The 17,462-nt window shown below is 40.2% G+C and carries 17 protein-coding genes; 7 read left to right on the forward strand and 10 right to left on the reverse strand.

Going from position 1 to position 17,462, the window contains the following annotated elements:
• The first annotated feature begins 42 nt into the window (after positions 1–42).
• The 3 genes from HDF25_RS10060 (at position 43) to aroC (ending at position 3,630) form a co-directional block, all read left to right on the forward strand.
• Positions 43–1,179 carry a chorismate mutase gene (locus tag HDF25_RS10060; protein ID WP_184624627.1) on the forward strand — a complete coding sequence of 379 codons (1,137 nt, stop codon included), beginning with the start codon at positions 43–45 and terminating at the stop codon, positions 1,177–1,179.
• A gap of 70 nt (positions 1,180–1,249) precedes the next feature.
• On the forward strand, positions 1,250–2,512 hold the full coding sequence (gene aroA, locus HDF25_RS10065; RefSeq protein ID WP_184624628.1) for a 3-phosphoshikimate 1-carboxyvinyltransferase: 1,263 nt from the start codon (positions 1,250–1,252) through the stop codon (positions 2,510–2,512).
• A gap of 26 nt (positions 2,513–2,538) precedes the next feature.
• Entirely contained in the window at positions 2,539–3,630 is a 1,092-nt protein-coding gene (aroC, locus tag HDF25_RS10070) for a chorismate synthase (protein WP_184624629.1), read from the forward strand.
• Between the two features lie 213 nt (positions 3,631–3,843).
• Here aroC and HDF25_RS10075 read toward each other — a convergent pair whose 3' ends face one another.
• The 3 genes from HDF25_RS10075 to HDF25_RS10085 form a co-directional block, all read right to left on the reverse strand.
• Positions 3,844–4,557: a DJ-1/PfpI family protein gene (locus HDF25_RS10075; protein ID WP_184624630.1), complete on the reverse strand. Its 714-nt coding sequence runs from the start codon at positions 4,555–4,557 to the stop codon at positions 3,844–3,846.
• Positions 4,558–4,658: 101 nt separating this feature from the next.
• Positions 4,659–5,630 carry a GlxA family transcriptional regulator gene (locus HDF25_RS10080; RefSeq protein ID WP_184624631.1) on the reverse strand — a complete coding sequence of 324 codons (972 nt, stop codon included), beginning with the start codon at positions 5,628–5,630 and terminating at the stop codon, positions 4,659–4,661.
• A gap of 137 nt (positions 5,631–5,767) precedes the next feature.
• Positions 5,768–8,191 (reverse strand): thiamine pyrophosphate-dependent enzyme, encoded by a 2,424-nt coding sequence (locus tag HDF25_RS10085; RefSeq protein WP_184624632.1) that lies wholly within the window; start codon positions 8,189–8,191, stop codon positions 5,768–5,770.
• A gap of 217 nt (positions 8,192–8,408) precedes the next feature.
• On the opposite strand from HDF25_RS10085, the gene HDF25_RS10090 reads away from it, so the two are divergent.
• Positions 8,409–8,795, forward strand: coding sequence for a DUF1573 domain-containing protein (locus tag HDF25_RS10090; protein WP_184624633.1), 387 nt, complete (start codon positions 8,409–8,411; stop codon positions 8,793–8,795).
• A gap of 66 nt (positions 8,796–8,861) precedes the next feature.
• Positions 8,862–10,061: a pyridoxal phosphate-dependent aminotransferase gene (locus tag HDF25_RS10095; protein WP_184624634.1), complete on the forward strand. Its 1,200-nt coding sequence runs from the start codon at positions 8,862–8,864 to the stop codon at positions 10,059–10,061.
• Positions 10,062–10,116: 55 nt separating this feature from the next.
• Here HDF25_RS10095 and HDF25_RS10100 read toward each other — a convergent pair whose 3' ends face one another.
• A complete protein-coding gene (locus HDF25_RS10100) occupies positions 10,117–10,563 on the reverse strand; it encodes a GNAT family N-acetyltransferase (RefSeq protein ID WP_184624635.1) in 447 nt (148 codons plus the stop codon).
• 48 nt (positions 10,564–10,611) lie between these two features.
• Here HDF25_RS10100 and HDF25_RS10105 point away from each other — a divergent pair, with 48 nt between their 5' ends.
• Positions 10,612–11,274 (forward strand): NAD-dependent epimerase/dehydratase family protein, encoded by a 663-nt coding sequence (locus HDF25_RS10105; protein ID WP_184624636.1) that lies wholly within the window; start codon positions 10,612–10,614, stop codon positions 11,272–11,274.
• A gap of 1 nt (position 11,275) precedes the next feature.
• Here HDF25_RS10105 and HDF25_RS10110 read toward each other — a convergent pair whose 3' ends face one another.
• The 6 genes from HDF25_RS10110 to HDF25_RS10135 form a co-directional block, all read right to left on the reverse strand.
• A complete protein-coding gene (locus tag HDF25_RS10110) occupies positions 11,276–11,437 on the reverse strand; it encodes a hypothetical protein (RefSeq protein ID WP_184624637.1) in 162 nt (53 codons plus the stop codon).
• Between the two features lie 92 nt (positions 11,438–11,529).
• Positions 11,530–11,928 carry a hypothetical protein gene (locus tag HDF25_RS10115; protein WP_184624638.1) on the reverse strand — a complete coding sequence of 133 codons (399 nt, stop codon included), beginning with the start codon at positions 11,926–11,928 and terminating at the stop codon, positions 11,530–11,532.
• Between the two features lie 21 nt (positions 11,929–11,949).
• Positions 11,950–13,377: a COG3014 family protein gene (locus tag HDF25_RS10120; RefSeq protein WP_184624639.1), complete on the reverse strand. Its 1,428-nt coding sequence runs from the start codon at positions 13,375–13,377 to the stop codon at positions 11,950–11,952.
• Positions 13,378–13,437: 60 nt separating this feature from the next.
• The gene (locus HDF25_RS10125; RefSeq protein WP_184624640.1) at positions 13,438–14,031 is read right to left on the reverse strand and encodes a penicillin-binding protein activator LpoB; all 594 of its coding nucleotides are present in this window, start codon (positions 14,029–14,031) and stop codon (positions 13,438–13,440) included.
• 51 nt (positions 14,032–14,082) lie between these two features.
• Positions 14,083–14,466 (reverse strand): hypothetical protein, encoded by a 384-nt coding sequence (locus HDF25_RS10130; protein WP_184624641.1) that lies wholly within the window; start codon positions 14,464–14,466, stop codon positions 14,083–14,085.
• A gap of 224 nt (positions 14,467–14,690) precedes the next feature.
• A complete protein-coding gene (locus tag HDF25_RS10135) occupies positions 14,691–16,268 on the reverse strand; it encodes a family 16 glycosylhydrolase (protein WP_184624642.1) in 1,578 nt (525 codons plus the stop codon).
• Positions 16,269–16,521: 253 nt separating this feature from the next.
• Here HDF25_RS10135 and HDF25_RS10140 point away from each other — a divergent pair, with 253 nt between their 5' ends.
• On the forward strand, positions 16,522–17,409 hold the full coding sequence (locus HDF25_RS10140; RefSeq protein WP_260409353.1) for a DUF3078 domain-containing protein: 888 nt from the start codon (positions 16,522–16,524) through the stop codon (positions 17,407–17,409).
• Positions 17,410–17,462: the final 53 nt, after the last annotated feature.

A 17,462-nucleotide genomic window follows, 5' to 3' on the forward strand; every position in this document is an offset into this window, starting at 1 on the left:
CAAAATATTTAACAATATACCACACATAAAATCCCCCTCAAAATGAAATTAAATTTAAACATTCAGCCTTTAGAGAGCTGGATCACCCTGAAAAACGAACCACTGATTATCTCTGGACCATGCAGTGCTGAAACTGAAGATCAATTACTATCTACAGCACATTTACTGGCAGCAACAGGCAAAGTATCTGTACTGAGAGCAGGAATCTGGAAACCACGTACCCGTCCGGGAGAATTCGAAGGAATCGGAAGCATCGGTTTAGAATGGTTGAAAAAAGCTAAAGCTGAAACCGGCTTACCTACAGCAGTAGAAGTAGCTAATGCAAAACACGTTGAAGAAGCATTGGCAGCAGGCGTAGATATCCTGTGGATCGGTGCAAGATCAACTGCAAACCCTTTCACTGTACAGGAAATTGCTGACGCTTTAAAAGGTGTTGACATCCCTGTATTAGTTAAAAACCCGGTAAACCCTGATATCTCTTTATGGATTGGTGCTTTAGAGCGTATCAACAACGCAGGAATCACTAAATTAGGTGCTATACACCGTGGTTTCTCTTCTTATGAGAAAAGCTCTTTCCGTAACGAACCAATGTGGGAACTGGCTATCCAGTTAAAAACACTTTGTCCTGAATTACCGATCATCAACGATCCGTCACATATCTGCGGAAACCGCGAACTGATCCCTTACATTGCACAAAAAGCACTGGATCTTGATATGCAGGGACTAATGATCGAGTCACATATAGACCCTTCTGTAGCATGGACTGATGCTAAACAACAGGTTACCCCTGCTGCTTTAGAAGAATTAGTTGGCAGATTAAGTCTGCGTGATCCTGAATCAAGCAATGAAGCTTTCGCTGATAAATTAGCAGAATTGCGTAAACAAATTGACAAGATCGATGATGTGATGCTTCAGAAACTGAGTGAGCGTATGGCCATCGTTGAAAAAATCGGACAGTATAAAAGAGATAGTAAAGTAACCATCCTTCAGGTAAACCGATGGGATGAAATCCTGAAAAAAGGGACTGCTTTTGCTAAAGCCCTTAAATTAGACCTTACTTTCACTGAGAAGTTTTTAGAGCTGGTTCACGGTGAATCAATCAGAAAACAGACTGAGATTATGAATGAAGGTAAAACTGAAGCAGAAATAGTTGAAGCAACAGCAGCTGTAAAATCATAATCCTTAGTATTTGCAGGAGCTTTCAAAAAAGACAGACTCCTGCAAATCCTGAATAAAACGAAACATATTAATGAAGAAGAATGCAGTTGTTTCCTTTAAGGGACAAAAGGATATCCGTGCAACCATTAACCTGACGGGTTCTAAAAGTGAGAGCAACAGGGCATTGGTTATTGCGGCTATCAGCAAAGGCGTGGTCAAAGTCGATAACCTGTCAGATGCTGCCGATACAGTCACATTAAACAGGATTCTTGCCGAGATCAGTACCCCAACCACAGAACCCAGAAGAATAGTAGACGTAGGCCATGCTGGTACTGCCATGCGTTTTCTGACTGCTTACCTGTCTACCATCCCGCAGCAATTTCTGCTGACTGGTTCGGCCAGGATGCAGGAACGTCCTATCGGAATCCTCGTAGATGCTTTAAAAACCCTTGGTGCAAATATTTCCTATGGAAAAAACGAGGGTTTCCCTCCCCTGCTGATCAATGGCGGTTTAAATAATGTACGCGCCGAAGTTTCTATCAAAGGAAATGTAAGCAGTCAGTATTTATCGGCACTGCTGATTATTGCCCCTAAACTACTTGCTGGTCTTTCCTTAAATATTGAAGGTGGTTTAACTTCCCGGCCCTATGTTGAAATGACTTTAGCTTTATTAGCTGAAGCCGGGATTTCACATACCTGGAAAGGCGATAATATCTATATAGGCCCACAACAATATCAGGCTGCTACACTAACCGTCGAACCCGACTGGAGTGCAGCTTCTTACTGGTACAGTATTGCTGCTTTAGTTGATAAGGCTACTATTGAATTGCCTAACCTGAAAGAAAAAAGCTTACAGGGAGACAGCAGGATACAGGAAATCATGAATAAACTGGGTGTCAGTACACAACGTACAGCTGACGGCATTTCCCTGAGCACTAACCAGACTGAACCACAAACACAAGAAATTCTGAATTTAAAAGACTGTCCAGACCTGGCACAAACCATTATTGTCTGTGCAGCAGCAAAAGGATTAAACCTCTCTTTTACAGGTCTGGAAACACTGAAGATCAAAGAGACCAACCGTATTCTTGCCCTACAGCAGGAACTGGCTAAAATTGGTGTACTTTTAAATGAAGACAATGAAGTCTATACTTTAGATTGTGAAGGACTGAACTTCCCTGAAAAAGTATGTTTTGCCACTTATGATGATCACCGGATGGCTATGGCTTTTGCTCCATTGAGCCTGCTGATCAGAGAAGTAGAAATTGAAGATTTCCAGGTGGTAGAAAAATCATATCCTGATTTTTGGAAACACTTGCAAAAAGCGGGTTTTACCGTTGAAGAAATAGACTAATATATTAATATCTTTAAATCAAAAACATGGCTGGGAATACCTTCGGACACTTATTCAGAATATCAACCTTCGGGGAGTCACATGGTGAAGCTATAGGCGTAATCGTAGACGGCTGTCCTGCCGGACTGACCATTGACATGGAGTTTATCCAGTCAGAATTAGATAAACGTCGTCCTGGACAATCAAAAATCACTACCCAGCGTAAGGAAAGCGATACCGTGCAGATCTTATCAGGTATTTTTGAAGGAAAAAGTACAGGAACGCCAATTGCACTTTTGATTCCAAACGAAGATCACCGTTCCAAAGATTACGAGCATAATAAGACCGTTTACCGTCCTTCACATGCAGATTATACTTATGATGCTAAATATGGCATCCGCGATCACCGTGGAGGTGGCCGTTCCTCTGCAAGAGAAACAGCTGCGCGTGTAGCCGCAGGTGCTATTGCCAAATTATTACTTCAGCACTACGGCATCAGTATTTTTGCCCATGTATCTGCTGTAGGGACAATTAATGCACCTAATTTAGAAAACCTGCCTGTAGCCGAGTTATTGGCACAGCGGGAAGACAATATCGTAAGATGTGCCGATCCGGCGACAGCCAAGCAAATGATCGAGTTTATTGACAGCGTCAGAAAAGATGGCGATACCGTAGGTGGAAAAGTAAGCTGCATTATTCATAACTGTCCTCCGGGTTTGGGAGAACCAGTTTTTGACAAACTGCATGCTGACCTGGGTAAAGCTATGTTAAGTATCAATGCTGTACATGGGTTTGAATATGGTTCTGGATTCTCAGGAAGTGAGATGAGAGGATCAGCACATAACGATATTTTTCTGACCAATGGAGATGAAGCACCAAAAACACTGACCAATTTCTCGGGCGGGATACAGGGCGGAATTTCCAATGGAATGGAAATCAACTTCACTGTTGCTTTTAAACCTGTAGCTACCATCATGCACAATCAGCAAACAGTCAATGCTGCTGGTGAGGCAGCAGAAATCAAAGGAAAAGGAAGACATGATCCTTGTGTAGTACCCAGAGCGGTTGTGATTGTAGAAGCAATGGCAGCTTTAGTCCTTGCCGATCAGTTACTCAGAAATAAAACAAGTAAGTTATAATTGCCGGCAACTGAGTCGTCCGGCAATAGATTTTTTAAATAAGAGCATCCTTAGCTGACAACTGAGGATGCTCTTGTCTTTTTGCGAAAGACAGTATGGAATAATAGTACTTTGGTTCGGAGATTGTTCGGACTTTGTTCGGAGATCGTTCGAAAATGCTTCGAACAGAACCGAACAAACTTCGAATGAAATACACACCTGACCAGGTTCTGATTAAACCACATCATTCATAAAACTCATATCTTCACTCCGGTTATAAATCAGCGCACGGGCGATACCATCCGCTTTGGCTTTACCATGAATTAACTCAACTAAAAATAAAGCCCCGTCTATTCCGGAGGTCACCCCGGCTGTCGTGATAAACTTACCATCCCATACAAACCGTACATTTTCAATAACCTCTATCGCCGGGTTTGCTTTTAGCTCGTCAATCACTAAATAGTGAGTCGTAGCTTTTTTACCATCTAAAATACCTGCTCTGGATAACAACAATGATCCTGAACAAACAGACATCGTCACTTTTGTAGTTTCATTCTGCTGAATTATCCACTCGAACATTTCCGGCTCGTTTTGGCACAGTTTAGCAATCGTAAGAGGATCAGCACCAGGTACAACCAATATATCAGCCTGTGGAGCATTTTCATAGGAATAGGCAGGAACCATATTGACGGCTCCGCCCTCCGAGTGCACTATCTTTTTAGTGGAAGCCGCAACGGTAAAAATGTTGTAGATTTTCTCTTTTACAAAGAAATCCCCTTCCTTAAAATTTGCTTTGGATAATATATCCAGCGGACAGTTTAAGTCCATTGCTTCAACTTCGTTATAGATTAAGAAAGCTACATTTATTATTTTCCCGCTCTCAATCTGGAATGGGTTATCCGGTAGAATTTGTCCGTTTCCGGATACACTTGTCGTTGTTATTTTCATTATTGTATTTATTGATAGTTAAAAATTATGGGCAATACATGTTCATCACGGTGAAAAAACACCGTTATTCATTTTCATAAAATCATTGTTTTATTTATAGTTTATCCGGACCCGAATAAACTGCGGTAATCAAAAGGGCTGATCTTTAGATTTCGCAAAAAGACTTTACGCATCGTATCTGCACTTCCAAATCCACATTCCATGGAGATCTCATCTAAGGAGTATTTTGTTTCTTCAATGTACCTTCTCCCTGATTCAACGCGTAACCTTTCAATATACCTGGCCGGTGTAAATCCTGTTTCTGCAGTAAAAACACGTGAAAAGTTTCTAGGACTCATCGCGATCCGCTCTGCTAAAACAGTCACCGACAAATCTTCTTTCAGGTGACTGGCAATCCATTGCTGCAATTCTTTGATGGGCTTTTTACTTGATAATTGCTGAGATAATAAACTACTGAACTGCGATTGATTACCTGGTCTGCGGAGGTATAATACCAGCCAGCGGGCAACTTCTATAGACAGGTTACAATCATAATCTTCTTCAACCATGGCTAATGCCAGATCAATACCCGCTGATGCGCCGGCAGAAGTATATATATGACCATCTTTCACAAAGATCGGATCAGGGTCAACGACAATCCCCTCGTATTTATCATTTAGTTCTTTACAATGTCTCCAGTGCGTGGTCGCCCTTTTTCCATTTAATAATCCAGCTTCAGCCAAAATAAATGCCCCTACACAAACCGATGCCACTCTTCTGATACCAGCTGAACAGGTCTTTAGCCATTCCACCAGCTGCGGAAATTTGTTCCATCGCTCATCGGCCGAAAAACCAGCAATAATGAGTGTATCTATTTGATCTTTAATTTCATAAATGCTACAGGAACAATGAATATTCAGTCCGTTAGTCATAGTCATGGTCAACTCTTTAGTTGCAGATGCAATAACTATCTTGTAATTACTGACAGGATCTTTATGAAAGTGATTCGCACAGCTAAAGACATCCGCTGCCCCTATCAGGTCAAGTGACAAAGAATCAGGAATCGCGACTAAAACAATTAACTTCTGCTCCATTTCCATTTTTTATTTACGAATCAAAAGTATTGTTAAATCATTTTGTCTGCAATGACAATAATCCGCCAATTACGGACAAAAAAATAAGGCATGATCTTGTTGACCATGCCTTATCTTAAAAATGTAGCTGAAATGAATTAAAAAATCGAAGGATATTTTGCTTCATTATGTATGTTCATCATCTGATAGATTGTTTCCACTACATCATCCACAGATGGTTTAGTGAAGTAATCTCCGTCAGAACCATAAGGAGGACGGTGTGCTTTCGCAGATAATGTTTGCGGTTGTGCATCCAGGTGATAATATCCACCCTGAACCTCTAAGATCTGCTGTAAGATATAAGCAGTTCCACCACCCGGTACATCCTCATCCACTACCAATAATTTATTGGTTTTCTGTAAAGAAGCTGCACACAAATGATCGGTATCAAATGGAAGCAGGGTCTGCGGATCAATAATTTCTACCGAAATCCCATAAGCTGCAAGTTCCGCAGCTGCTTCTTCCACGATTCTCAAAGTAGAACCATAAGAAACAACAGTAATATCTGTTCCCTGTCTGATCACTTCAGCTTTACCTAAAGGCACTGTATATTCGCCTACATTATCAGGCAGCATTTCTTTCAGGCGATATCCGTTCAGACATTCGATCATCAGTGCAGGTTCATCTGCTCTGAATAAAGTATTGTACATTCCGGCAGCCTGGGTCATATTACGGGGAACACAAAGGTGTAAGCCACGTAAGGAACCTAAGATCATCCCAATAGGTGATCCTGAATGCCATACGCCTTCTAAACGATGTCCGCGGGTCCTGATAATTACCGGTGCTTTTTGTCCCCCTTTAGTACGGTACGATAAGCTTGCCAGGTCATCACTTAAGATATTCAGGGCATATAACAGGTAATCCAGATACTGAATCTCAGCAATAGGTTTTAAACCACGCAGTGCCAGACCAATACCCTGTCCTACAATGGTCATTTCCCTGATGCCGGTATCTGTAATCCTCAGTTCACCATATTTAGCCTGCAGGCCTGCAAATCCCTGGTTCACATCACCGATATTTCCCAGATCTTCACCAAAAGCAACCAAACGCTGATCACGGGCAAAATTGGCATCAAAACAAGCATTCAGTAGCTCACGCCCATCAACCATTTTACTGCTTTCATGATAAACAGCAGGTTCTATATCTATTAAAAACGGACTTTCTTTTCCGTCGGTAAACAATTTGGAATTATATCTTTCCGCATTGTTTTCTTTCTCTTTTTTATACCAGTTCAATAACTGGGTCCTTTCTTCAGAAGGCTCGTTTAAAGTTAAACGAAGTGCTCTTCTGGCAGAAGAAATAACTTCTTTACGCTGTGCATCAGGCGTGCCCGAAAGCGTACCTGTAATTTTTGATAAAGCACCATTGGTGTCAGAAAGATTATTAATCAGCTGAATAGCTTCATCTTTTTCTACCTTAATATCAGCCAGGAATTCATTCCATGCTTCTTTCTGTGCTTCACGAACCAGTTTTTTAGCTATATCTTCTAATTCAACCAGCTCTTCTTCTGTAACGATAGCCGATTCCAGCATCCACAGACGCATCTGACGGATACAGTCAAATTCTTTCTCCCATTCCAGTCTGGCCTTATCTTTATAACGTTCGTGCGAACCTGAAGTAGAATGTCCCTGAGGCTGTGTAACTTCGGTTACATGGATCAGTACAGGCACATGTTCCTCACGGCAAACCTGAATGGCCTGCTGATAAGTTTCACACAAAGCAGGATAATCCCAGCCTCTTACTTTATAGATCTCATAACCAGCATTATTTTCATCCCGCTGGAAACCTTTCAGGATCTCTGAAATATCCTCTTTAGTAGTCTGATATTTTGCCGGAACCGAAATTCCGTAAGCATCATCCCATACCGACATTGCCATAGGGATCTGTAAAACTCCCGCAGCATTGATCGCTTCAAAGAATACCCCTTCAGAAGTCGAAGCATTTCCGATCGTTCCAAAAGCTACTTCATTTCCACCAACAGAGAAGTTTTTCAGATAATTTAAATCAGGGTTCTGTCTGTATAATTTGGAAGCATAGGCTAAACCAACCAAACGTGCCATCTGGCCGCCGGTAGGTGCAATATCAGAAGAAGAGTTCTTCATCTCTGTTAAGTCTTTCCAGGAGCCGTCCTCATTCAGGGAGCGGGTGGAAAAATGGCAGTTCATCTGACGTCCTGCAGAAGCCGGATCTGCTTCTACACTTGGATTTGCATATAACTGGGCAAAAAACTCTTTAATCGTACAGATACCTGTAGCAAAAGCGAAAGTCTGATCGCGGTAATATCCCGAACGCCAGTCACCATTTTTAAAAGCTTTAGCCATTGCAATCTGAGGAAGTTCCTTCCCATCGCCAAAAATGCCAAACTTAGCCTTACCTGTTAAAACCTCCTTACGGCCTAGTAAACTAGCCTGTCTGCTTTCGAAAGCAATTCTATAATCGTCTATTACTATAGTCTTGAAGTCGTCAAAACTTAATTCTGAGGCATCGATGGGGTTCGTCGTAAGTTTGTTATTTAGCATCATAAGCACAAAAGTTTATTGGGCAAATATAGACATTTTCTAAATTACGTCCCTTAACAGTATGTAATATATATATTAGCTTATGACTTTGAAATGTGAATGAAAACATTAAATTTGTTCAAAAGATTCAAACATGAAACGCTCATAAGACTACAAATCACGGTCTTATAAAATAAGATTCATGCAGCTTTTATTAAAAATTTTAAAAAACATATACACAATGAAAAAGCTAATTTTATTATTAACCTTTGCTTTAGGCGTTACAGTTACTTCATTTGCGCAAAGCAAACCAGCAGAATTTAAATTTGACAAAGAAACGCATGACTTTGGAAAAATTCCTTTGACAAGCCCTGTTTCAGTAGAATTTAAATTTGTAAACGTTGGTGATGAGCCTTTGATCCTGACTAAAGTAGAAACAACTTGTGGATGTACAGTACCAACATACACACAAACACCTATCAAAAAAGGAGAATCAGGTTTGATTAAAGTAACTTATACTCCAGCTGGTTCACCATTACCTTTCAGCAAAAGTATCACAATCAATTCCAATGCAAAAACACCTATTAAAGTGTTATACATCAAAGGAGAAACCACTGCAGGTAAATAATTTGTAAAAAAAATATTATTCCAAATAAGACCTCGTTAATCAACGAGGTTTTTTTATTTTTGACCCATGCCACATATTTCAGAAAAAGGGATACAAATGCCCGCATCGCCTATTAGAAAACTAACTCCATTTGCAGATAAAGCAAAAAAGGACGGTAAAAAAGTTTATCATTTAAATATCGGCCAGCCGGACATTGCCACGCCAGAGGGCATGTTAAATGCAATTAAAAATATTGATTTTAATGTCTGGGCTTATACACCGTCAGAAGGGACCTTAAGTTACCGGACTAAACTGACTGAATATTACAATAAACTGGGTTATAACATTACTCCCGAAGATATATTAGTGACTGTAGGCGGGTCAGAAGCGATTACTATTGCTATGCAAACCTGTGTAAATGAAGGTGATGAAATTATTATTCCTGAACCTTTTTATGCCAACTACAATGGATTTGCCTGCATGAGTAATGTAGTTGTAAAACCTATCTTATCTTTTATTGAGAATGGGTTTGCCTTACCGGCGATTGCTGAGTTTGAGAAACTGATCACGGATAAAACCAAAGCGATCATTATCTGTAACCCAAATAACCCGACAGGATATCTTTATTCAAGAGAAGAACTACAGGCCTTAAAAGAGTTATGTCTGAAATATGATTTATTCTTATTCTCTGATGAAGCTTACCGTGAGTTCTGCTATGATGGAAGAGAGTTTATTTCTCCGATGCACCTGGATGGTTTAGAAGAAAATGTAGTGATCATGGATACTGTTTCTAAAAGATACAGTGCCTGTGGTGCGCGTTTAGGCTGTCTGATTACCAAAAACAAAGAAGTAATCAAATCAGGGTTAAAATTTGCACAGGCAAGATTAAGTCCTGGAATGGTTGAACAGATTGCTGGAACAGCAGCCGTTGACACCCCTGACAGCTATTTTGAAGAAGTTAATAAAGAATATACTTTACGCAGAGACACATTAGTTTCGAGATTGAATGCTATTGACGGCGTTTTCTGTCCTAATCCGGGCGGTGCTTTTTACGTAGTTGCCAAATTCCCTATTGATGATGCAGATGTATTCTGTCAATGGATGCTGGAGAGTTTTGACAATAATGGTGAAACTGTGATGATGGCTCCTGCTACAGGTTTTTACTCGAGCCCGGGCTCTGGTAAAAATGAAGTGAGAATGGCCTATGTCCTAAACACTGACGATCTAAATAAAGCAATGGACTGCTTAACCTTAGCCCTGAAACAATATCCGGGTAAAACGAACTAAGCGTTCAACATCGTCAAAGAGCCCCCCTAAGACTGGTCTTAAGGGGACTCTTTGTTTAAAGAAGCATCATATGCAGGATAGGGAAAGGTTTTCCCATCCCGTCTAAAGCAGACCGTTCAATGGTTCTGAACCCCATCTTCTCATAAAATCCAACAGCCTGCTGATTATCTTCATTCACATCAACTTTGTTTACCTTAAGGTCATCCACCGCGTAACTCAGCATTTCCTTCCCTATTCCCTTTCCCATCACTGACGGATGGATAAATAACATTTCCAGTTTGTCACTTTCTACGCCCATAAACCCCAGGATATCACCTTCCGGATTTCTGACACAGAACAAGTCAACCATTTTAAAATATTCGTTCAGTAGCAAAGATTTAAAAAACTGTATATCCTCCTCTTTTAAAAAGTGGTGCGTAGCCCGGACAGCCGCTTCCCACACTTCGGCCATTGCCGGAAACTCTGCTTCTTCAGGAATTTCTAATTTATATAAGGTACCCATAGCATATCAAAATTAAGAAAAATGTTATATTAGCTCATATCTGAAATTATGAAAGCATCCATAAGAGCTATTATTACAGGAACTACAGGAATGGTCGGCGAGGGTGTATTGCACGAATGTCTGCAAAATCCAGCTATAGAGGCCGTTTTAATCATTAACAGAAAAGCTTCGGGTTATACACATCCCAAACTAACTGAGATCATACATGCAGACTTCTATGATTTCTCTTCCATAGAAAATCAGCTTAAAGGATATAACGCCTGCTTCTTCTGCCTCGGAATTACTTCTGTAGGGATCACAAAAGAAGAATATTACAAAATAACTTATACACTGACCCTGCACATTGCCACTACACTGAGCAGGTTAAATCCTGAGATGACCTTCTGTTATATTTCAGGAGCAGGAACAGACTCTACCGAAAAAAGCAATGGCTGGGCCGGTGTGAAAGGTAAAACAGAAAACGACCTGATGAAACTACCCTTTAAACAGGTTTTTGCTTTCAGACCAGGATTTATAAAAGCCATTGATGGTTTGACTAAAACCCATAAACTTTACAAATATATCTCCTGGCTCTATCCTATCGGACGTGCAATCTATCCGACCGGTTTCAGCACACTACAGGAGCTTGCAGCAGCAATGATCCATAGTGTAAATCAGGGTTATCCTCAACGAGTCATCCTCGGTAAAGACATCATCGCCCTGGCTAAATAGATCAGGGTTTCAGTTCATCATCTTTTTCTTCTTTTGTTTCCACATTTTCTGTGGGATGTTTTTGTCTGGGCGGAGGAACAGGTGGTGTTCCACTAAGACCAACGCCAAAACAGGCGAGCCCGATCAGTATAACCATACCGGCCAGACGCAATATTCTCTTCATGCGTATCATAGCAAAAATTATAGGGCCAGAGCTTTTCAGCACCAGCCATTCCTGAAAAATTAGTGAATTGGTGATTTTAACAGTCCTTTGGACTACCCGAAAGATTCACCCGCACAGGAAGAGAAAAAGGAAGGCATTTTGGTCAGTAACTGATTATTCAGACGATTGATCAAAAGCCCAAGGTATTGTCTGATTTGAAATTGCGTTTGAACCAGCGTGTCTTTTGCTGACACAAACAGGTTAAATGAGAAAGGCAGATAGATATACTGCAAAAGATCGCCCTGGGCATGTTGCAGAAAACTCCGGTAAAAGATCCTTGTCCGGTAAACACTCTGGTAATTTACAGCAGATCCTGTCGTTAAAACTTTCTCCCTGTTAATTACTGATGGGGTAATGCCACCCGAAACAGTGAATAAACTAATCAATACTAAAAGTACCCCAATGCCCTGCGACAATTGCCTTTTAAGATCCACAAGTTTAAACACAGTCATAAACCAAAGATAATGAATTAATTACCGAAGGGTAGCATAATTATAAAACTGAATTCTGCCGGTTCCGTTCACCTTGATCGTTTTTATTTCATCAACCCCCTGACTATTCCTTAAATTGAGGTTAATTTCATTTTCTCCCATTTTCAAAGGGATACGTGCATAAGATATGGTGGCGGGTAAAGATTGCCAGTTACGGGTATCAGCCTTCTCAGAAAGCAAACTATAAAGCTGCATTCCATAACCAAGACCTTCCAGTAGCGAATTATTTTTCTGGTTATCCCTTTTAGCGCTTTCTCTTAAGGTATATTCAGCAATTTTCTTCACTGCCAGTCTGGAAAGCACCTTCCCCATTTCGTTTAATGTACGCTGCTGGAGCGTCCTGAAAGCAAGCACATTAATATCTTCTGCTTTTTCCAGCGTTATATCGCCCTGAGGGCTATTAATTGTACCGGTTGAATAATAAGATGGCTGGGCTACATATTTTGGAAACGCAGCTCTTAAACTCTCAATCGCATTAATATTTAGTTTATCCCTGTCTCCGCTATAATTGAAAGGGATTAGTAAACCGCCAGCTGCATTACTGAAGAAGAGATTTCCACCATCTCCCCTGGTCAGTGTAAAAAATAAATCTTCCTGTTTTTTAACCGGTGCTAAACCATTCTCCCAGAAGAAAATCAGTTCACCCCCCTCGGGGGCTTTCTCTGCCTTGTATTTGATCCCGAATGCAGTCTCAAATTGGACCGCTTCTGAGGTAAATCCATTTAAATAAGCTGTTCTGATCACATCTTTCTCCAGACCCAAAGGCAACTGGGTACCATAATAAGTTTGATCAGGGCTTTTCTGATAGATCTCAACCGCATTCCGGTAAGAGATAAAAGCATTGTTTACATCATTGTTACTTTCGTAAATCATGCCCTGGAGCATTAAAGAGAATGCATCCTGCGAATAGCGTTTATCTTTATTATTGAATTTGTCACCCTGTTCCTGTGTTTGCAGACTGATCCGCCTGGCTTCTACAACTGCATCCTCCGTATTATGAAGATACAGGTAGTTAAGCGCCTTATAATAATGGATCATGAACTTCTCAAAGTCCTCTCCTTTATAACGCTGGGTCATCGGGTTAACCAGAATTCCCACAGTAGCATCCATCGTACCGGTCAAACCTGTTTCCAGTAACTGGTCAGCTTCATTAAAATATTTGTTACTGTTCTCGTATTCTCCAAGTAAATGGCTGACCCTCCCTTTTTCCATCAGGAAAAGGAGCTTGTTTCTGGGTTTCTGGATCAGGCTGTTTTTATCCAGTTCCTTTTCCGCCGTCGCATAATTTCCTGCCGAAATATTCTGGTAATAAGGAATGATCCGGTCGTTATAACTTGCGCAACCAAATAAAAAAAGCATCAATCCTGCAACAGATGATGCCCGAAGAATATGCATACGAATGCTTGTCATTTGCTTTGTATATGCCCTGAAATCATCGCAATGATTTCAGGGCAATGGGAAATTACCGGATTAGTTTTTAACGTATTTGGCTATTTTCTTTTCGCCGATCCAGACAACTTCATTGGTCTGAATATTAGTCAGTTCAAGATTCACCTGGTAGTAAACAACTTTCTGACGTTTATGTGCATCTACGATAGAATTGATAGAGCCTTGCAGAATATAATCTGCTCCATTCTCCAGACCGAATTTCTTGATCGTTGAATTAGAAGCATTGGTTTGCTGATCTGCTTTTTCAGCACGTAATTCTTCACGTTTTTTACCACCTTGTACTAAACGAACTCTTTGTGTCTGTACAAAAGCACTTTCAATATCTTTCACAAAAGTTTCCGCATCAATATGCTCATGGCTTTTGTTCTGTACAAAACCTACGATAACCACAGGTTTTTTACCTTGCTGATCATCCTGATGGCTGGTAATCCAGTTTGCATTCAAAATGTTTTTGGTCAGTTCATCAGCTACCATTCTGGAATCACTGTTATTCCATGAACCACTGATATCTATAGTCTGATCTGTACTTACGCGTGTTACCTGTCTGGAGCATGAAGAAATCAGTATTCCTGAAGCTGCAAACGCAGTAACTGTTAAAAGTTTATTTAGTCTCATCTGTGTTATTCGGGTTATATTATAATTGTTAGATCTTATTTCCGGGAATTGTTACCAGCCAAACCAGAAACTATTGCGTCCGCCGTAGTAGTTTCCATAGTTATATCCACCATATCTGCTGAAGGGAGAGAAATCTGCACCGATACTCAGGTATGGATAGTCATAATAACCATTCATCCGTTCCTGGTGTCTCCATTCACGGTTCTGACGGCGACGTTCCATTTTGGCCTCATACCAGTCATAAGCCTTGTAAGTATTCTGAATGGTAGTTCCATGCTGACTGATCAGCGAGTCTGCAACTTTGAAATATTTTTCCTGACTTTCTCTATATCTCGGGTTTTGATCCGGAGCTAAACCAGATTGCTGTGCATTTGCTGTCCCAGCATAAAAACTACCTAACAATAAGCTGGAAATAACTATTAAATTCCTTTTCATGGCCTTAAATTAATTACAACAAAAATAAGTAAAATTTGAATCAGACGTATCTTTTCAAAGTCAGGCCCAGTTAATTTAACGTTTTTTAACGAAAACATGATAAACCAGTTCCGGCCATCGCAGAAGCATTATATTACAATATTCAATTTCAGCACCAGATTTCCCGTAAAAGAAAATTAGTATAAACTTATAAATAAATTAATATCTCAGTTCAGGAAACCGTTCTATTTTTGTTGTAAATTGATATCATCTATAATTACGTCGGCCGTACTTTGATTCAGAAAACCAATCCGGATAGTTTTCATATGACCTGGTTTGGTATGGGCCGTAGAGAAGTTCATTTGATGGCTGGTGAAATCCTGTCCTGCTTTGTCTATTGACTGATAGCCTTTCTCCACCTGACCGCTCACTGGGACAAGATTATCTGCATTTACAGTAATACTTCCCCTGCCTTTACTCCAATAAGTCAACTGATAGGCCTTGTCAGGATCTAAATACAAATACTGAACAAGAGATTGTCCGGGAGCGATAACCACTCCGTTTTTACCGGTTCTTTTGGTTAAAGTAGTCAACTGTGCCGTTCCTGTCCAGGGAAATAACTGTTTAAATTCAAAAGAAGGATTTGCCAGTTCATTGCCTTTTTCAACCGGCCACTGATATCCCCGGGCATAATCTACTTCCATATCCACCGCTCCGTTTTTACCATAGGTACCTAAAAGCAGGTTCATAAAATGGTCAGGAGATTTGATAGCTGCCGGATCACTCCATTCTTTTTTCAACTCACCATTGACATAAAACTTCAGTCCCGCAGCTGTCCACAGCAAACCATGCGTTACCCAATGATCAACAAAGTCGACTCCCTTAACATCATACTGACCAATATTATGTAAAAACTTGCCTGTCGAATCAACATTACCATGTAAAACGATCTCGGAGTTCAGGTTTTCAAATACATCAATTTCAAACACTTGCCCATGTGGTCTCTTGCCTGTCAATCCTAAGGCATGGTCACCATCTTCAATATAATATGCCGGCTCAGGCCCCGGAGAATCAAACCAATATGCCGTATTGACCAACTCTGCTTTTCCGGAAGATTTTCTTTTTACCCTGACTTCGAAATACCCTCCGCGTTTATTGTCCAGCAGATTCTCGTTACTATTCCAGTCATAAGTCTGTATAGAAGAGATTTTACGACCCGATGTCATGAAAGGTTTCACAGGTACGGAATCATTCGTGACCAGATGCAGTGTACTTCCGGTAAGGATCAGTCCTGGTTCGGGTAACATGCCGGCCTTAAATTCCGCCCAGTTATATTTTTCCACAAAGTCCAGATTTGAATAATACTGTGTTGACCACTTATTTCTATTGAGCAGCTCATCATTAAATTCATCCTGCCAGAATAGTTTCATTCCTTCGGGAACCGCCGCAGAGGAAGGAATAGAAAGATGAAGTGCCTCCTGCTGATCTATTTCCCATTTTTTAGAGGTAAATACTTTAGTATGAATTGTCCGGGCAGAACCTGATTTACCGACCGGTTTCAGCCAGACATCATAGAGAGTTTCAGGTTTTACTCCCTGTATATAATAACTGGTTCCGGGAGACTTCACAATGGCATTAGCCTTTCCAGGCTGAGTGCTCTTTGCCGACCAGTAGATCTGATATTCGGTAGCATCTGATATTGCATTCCAGGATAATCTGACCCAACTTCTGGTACCTAGTGTTTTTAAGTGTAAGGGCTCTGACTGAGCATAAGTTGTATAAGCAAAAAAGATAGATAATGAGAAAACGGCTAAAAATTTCATGTGTTTTTGACTAAAAATCGGGGAGAATTTTAATTTAAATGGTTATTTACAAGCAATCTAGCAGATTTTAACAGGAAATAAAAGTATCAGGCAATATCTTATTCAAAATTGTAAATACCCACGTCCTGTGGTAATACTTCGATTTAGCTATTAAAAAACAGCCAATACGCCGCAAATTGGGAGAAATAATAATAAATTGTGATATTTAACCTATCTATTAATAAAAGAATATTATCAAAACACATTTATGCTTATGAAAAAACTTACTTTAATACTCTTAATGGCCGGCATCAGCCTGATGGGTTATGCACAGACCACCCCCAAAACAGATACAACCAAAATCTGGACGATCCACGGAGAAAATACATTTCTGATTAACCAGAGTTCCTTTTCCAACTGGGCTTCTGGTGGGGTAAATTCGGTAGCTGGCAACATCTTGCTCAACTATGATTTCAATTATAAAAAAGCCGTATGGAGTTGGGATAATAAAGTAATTCTTGGTTACGGATTAAGTAAACAGCAAGGTATTGGTACACGTAAAAATGATGACAGGATTATTCTCAATAGTTTGTTAGGTCGTCAGGCATCTAAATACTGGATGTATACTTTTTATATGAACTTTCAGTCTCAGTTTGCTAAAGGTTATAAATATGACGGGACTAACCAGACTTTAATCTCAAGTGCTTTTGCCCCTGCTTACTTAACTTTCGGGCCTGGTTTTGCCTATAAACGTTCAGATAATTTCAGGATTAATATTTCGCCTGCGGCTGCACGTATTATTATTGTTCAGAATGACAGTCTTTCTCACCAGGGTGCTTTTGGTGTTGATCCTGACAAAAAAAGCAAGTTTCAATTTGGCGCCTCATTAGATGCCTATTACAAAGTCAACCTGATTGAGAACATCAGCCTGGAAAATACGCTGAAACTATATTCAGATTATCTTGATAAACCCGGCAATATCTACACCGATTATACAGCAAATCTTTTCATGAAAGTAAACAAGTTTGTAACAGTTAATGCAGGTGTACAACTGATTTATGATGATAGAACCAAAATCCTTAAAAATGACGGATCTGGTGCTACACATGCAGCGTTACAGGTAAAACAAATATTCGGAGCCGGAGTGACTTATAAATTCTAAGTTTTATCCAATCATAAAAAATTGCCCTGTTTTGCAGGGCAATTTTTTATAAT

The sequence above is a fragment of the Pedobacter cryoconitis genome (genome assembly GCF_014207135.1).
GTDB lineage: Bacteria > Bacteroidota > Bacteroidia > Sphingobacteriales > Sphingobacteriaceae > Pedobacter > Pedobacter cryoconitis_D.

Excerpts from the sequence above, each read along its gene's own strand:
- HDF25_RS10105 (WP_184624636.1), top strand. The coding sequence starts at position 10,612 with ATGAAAGCATCCATAAGAGCTATTATTACAGGAACTACAGGAATGGTC.
- HDF25_RS10100 (WP_184624635.1), bottom strand. The coding sequence starts at position 10,563 with ATGGGTACCTTATATAAATTAGAAATTCCTGAAGAAGCAGAGTTTCCG.
- HDF25_RS10080 (WP_184624631.1), bottom strand. The coding sequence starts at position 5,630 with ATGGAGCAGAAGTTAATTGTTTTAGTCGCGATTCCTGATTCTTTGTCA.
- HDF25_RS10095 (WP_184624634.1), top strand. The coding sequence starts at position 8,862 with ATGCCACATATTTCAGAAAAAGGGATACAAATGCCCGCATCGCCTATT.
- HDF25_RS10125 (WP_184624640.1), bottom strand. The coding sequence starts at position 14,031 with ATGAGACTAAATAAACTTTTAACAGTTACTGCGTTTGCAGCTTCAGGA.
- HDF25_RS10140 (WP_260409353.1), top strand. The coding sequence starts at position 16,522 with ATGAAAAAACTTACTTTAATACTCTTAATGGCCGGCATCAGCCTGATG.
- HDF25_RS10120 (WP_184624639.1), bottom strand. The coding sequence starts at position 13,377 with ATGACAAGCATTCGTATGCATATTCTTCGGGCATCATCTGTTGCAGGA.
- HDF25_RS10115 (WP_184624638.1), bottom strand. The coding sequence starts at position 11,928 with ATGACTGTGTTTAAACTTGTGGATCTTAAAAGGCAATTGTCGCAGGGC.
- aroA (WP_184624628.1), top strand. The coding sequence starts at position 1,250 with ATGAAGAAGAATGCAGTTGTTTCCTTTAAGGGACAAAAGGATATCCGT.
- HDF25_RS10085 (WP_184624632.1), bottom strand. The coding sequence starts at position 8,191 with ATGATGCTAAATAACAAACTTACGACGAACCCCATCGATGCCTCAGAA.
- HDF25_RS10090 (WP_184624633.1), top strand. The coding sequence starts at position 8,409 with ATGAAAAAGCTAATTTTATTATTAACCTTTGCTTTAGGCGTTACAGTT.
- HDF25_RS10075 (WP_184624630.1), bottom strand. The coding sequence starts at position 4,557 with ATGAAAATAACAACGACAAGTGTATCCGGAAACGGACAAATTCTACCG.
- HDF25_RS10110 (WP_184624637.1), bottom strand. The coding sequence starts at position 11,437 with ATGAAGAGAATATTGCGTCTGGCCGGTATGGTTATACTGATCGGGCTC.
- HDF25_RS10060 (WP_184624627.1), top strand. The coding sequence starts at position 43 with ATGAAATTAAATTTAAACATTCAGCCTTTAGAGAGCTGGATCACCCTG.
- HDF25_RS10130 (WP_184624641.1), bottom strand. The coding sequence starts at position 14,466 with ATGAAAAGGAATTTAATAGTTATTTCCAGCTTATTGTTAGGTAGTTTT.
- aroC (WP_184624629.1), top strand. The coding sequence starts at position 2,539 with ATGGCTGGGAATACCTTCGGACACTTATTCAGAATATCAACCTTCGGG.
- HDF25_RS10135 (WP_184624642.1), bottom strand. The coding sequence starts at position 16,268 with ATGAAATTTTTAGCCGTTTTCTCATTATCTATCTTTTTTGCTTATACA.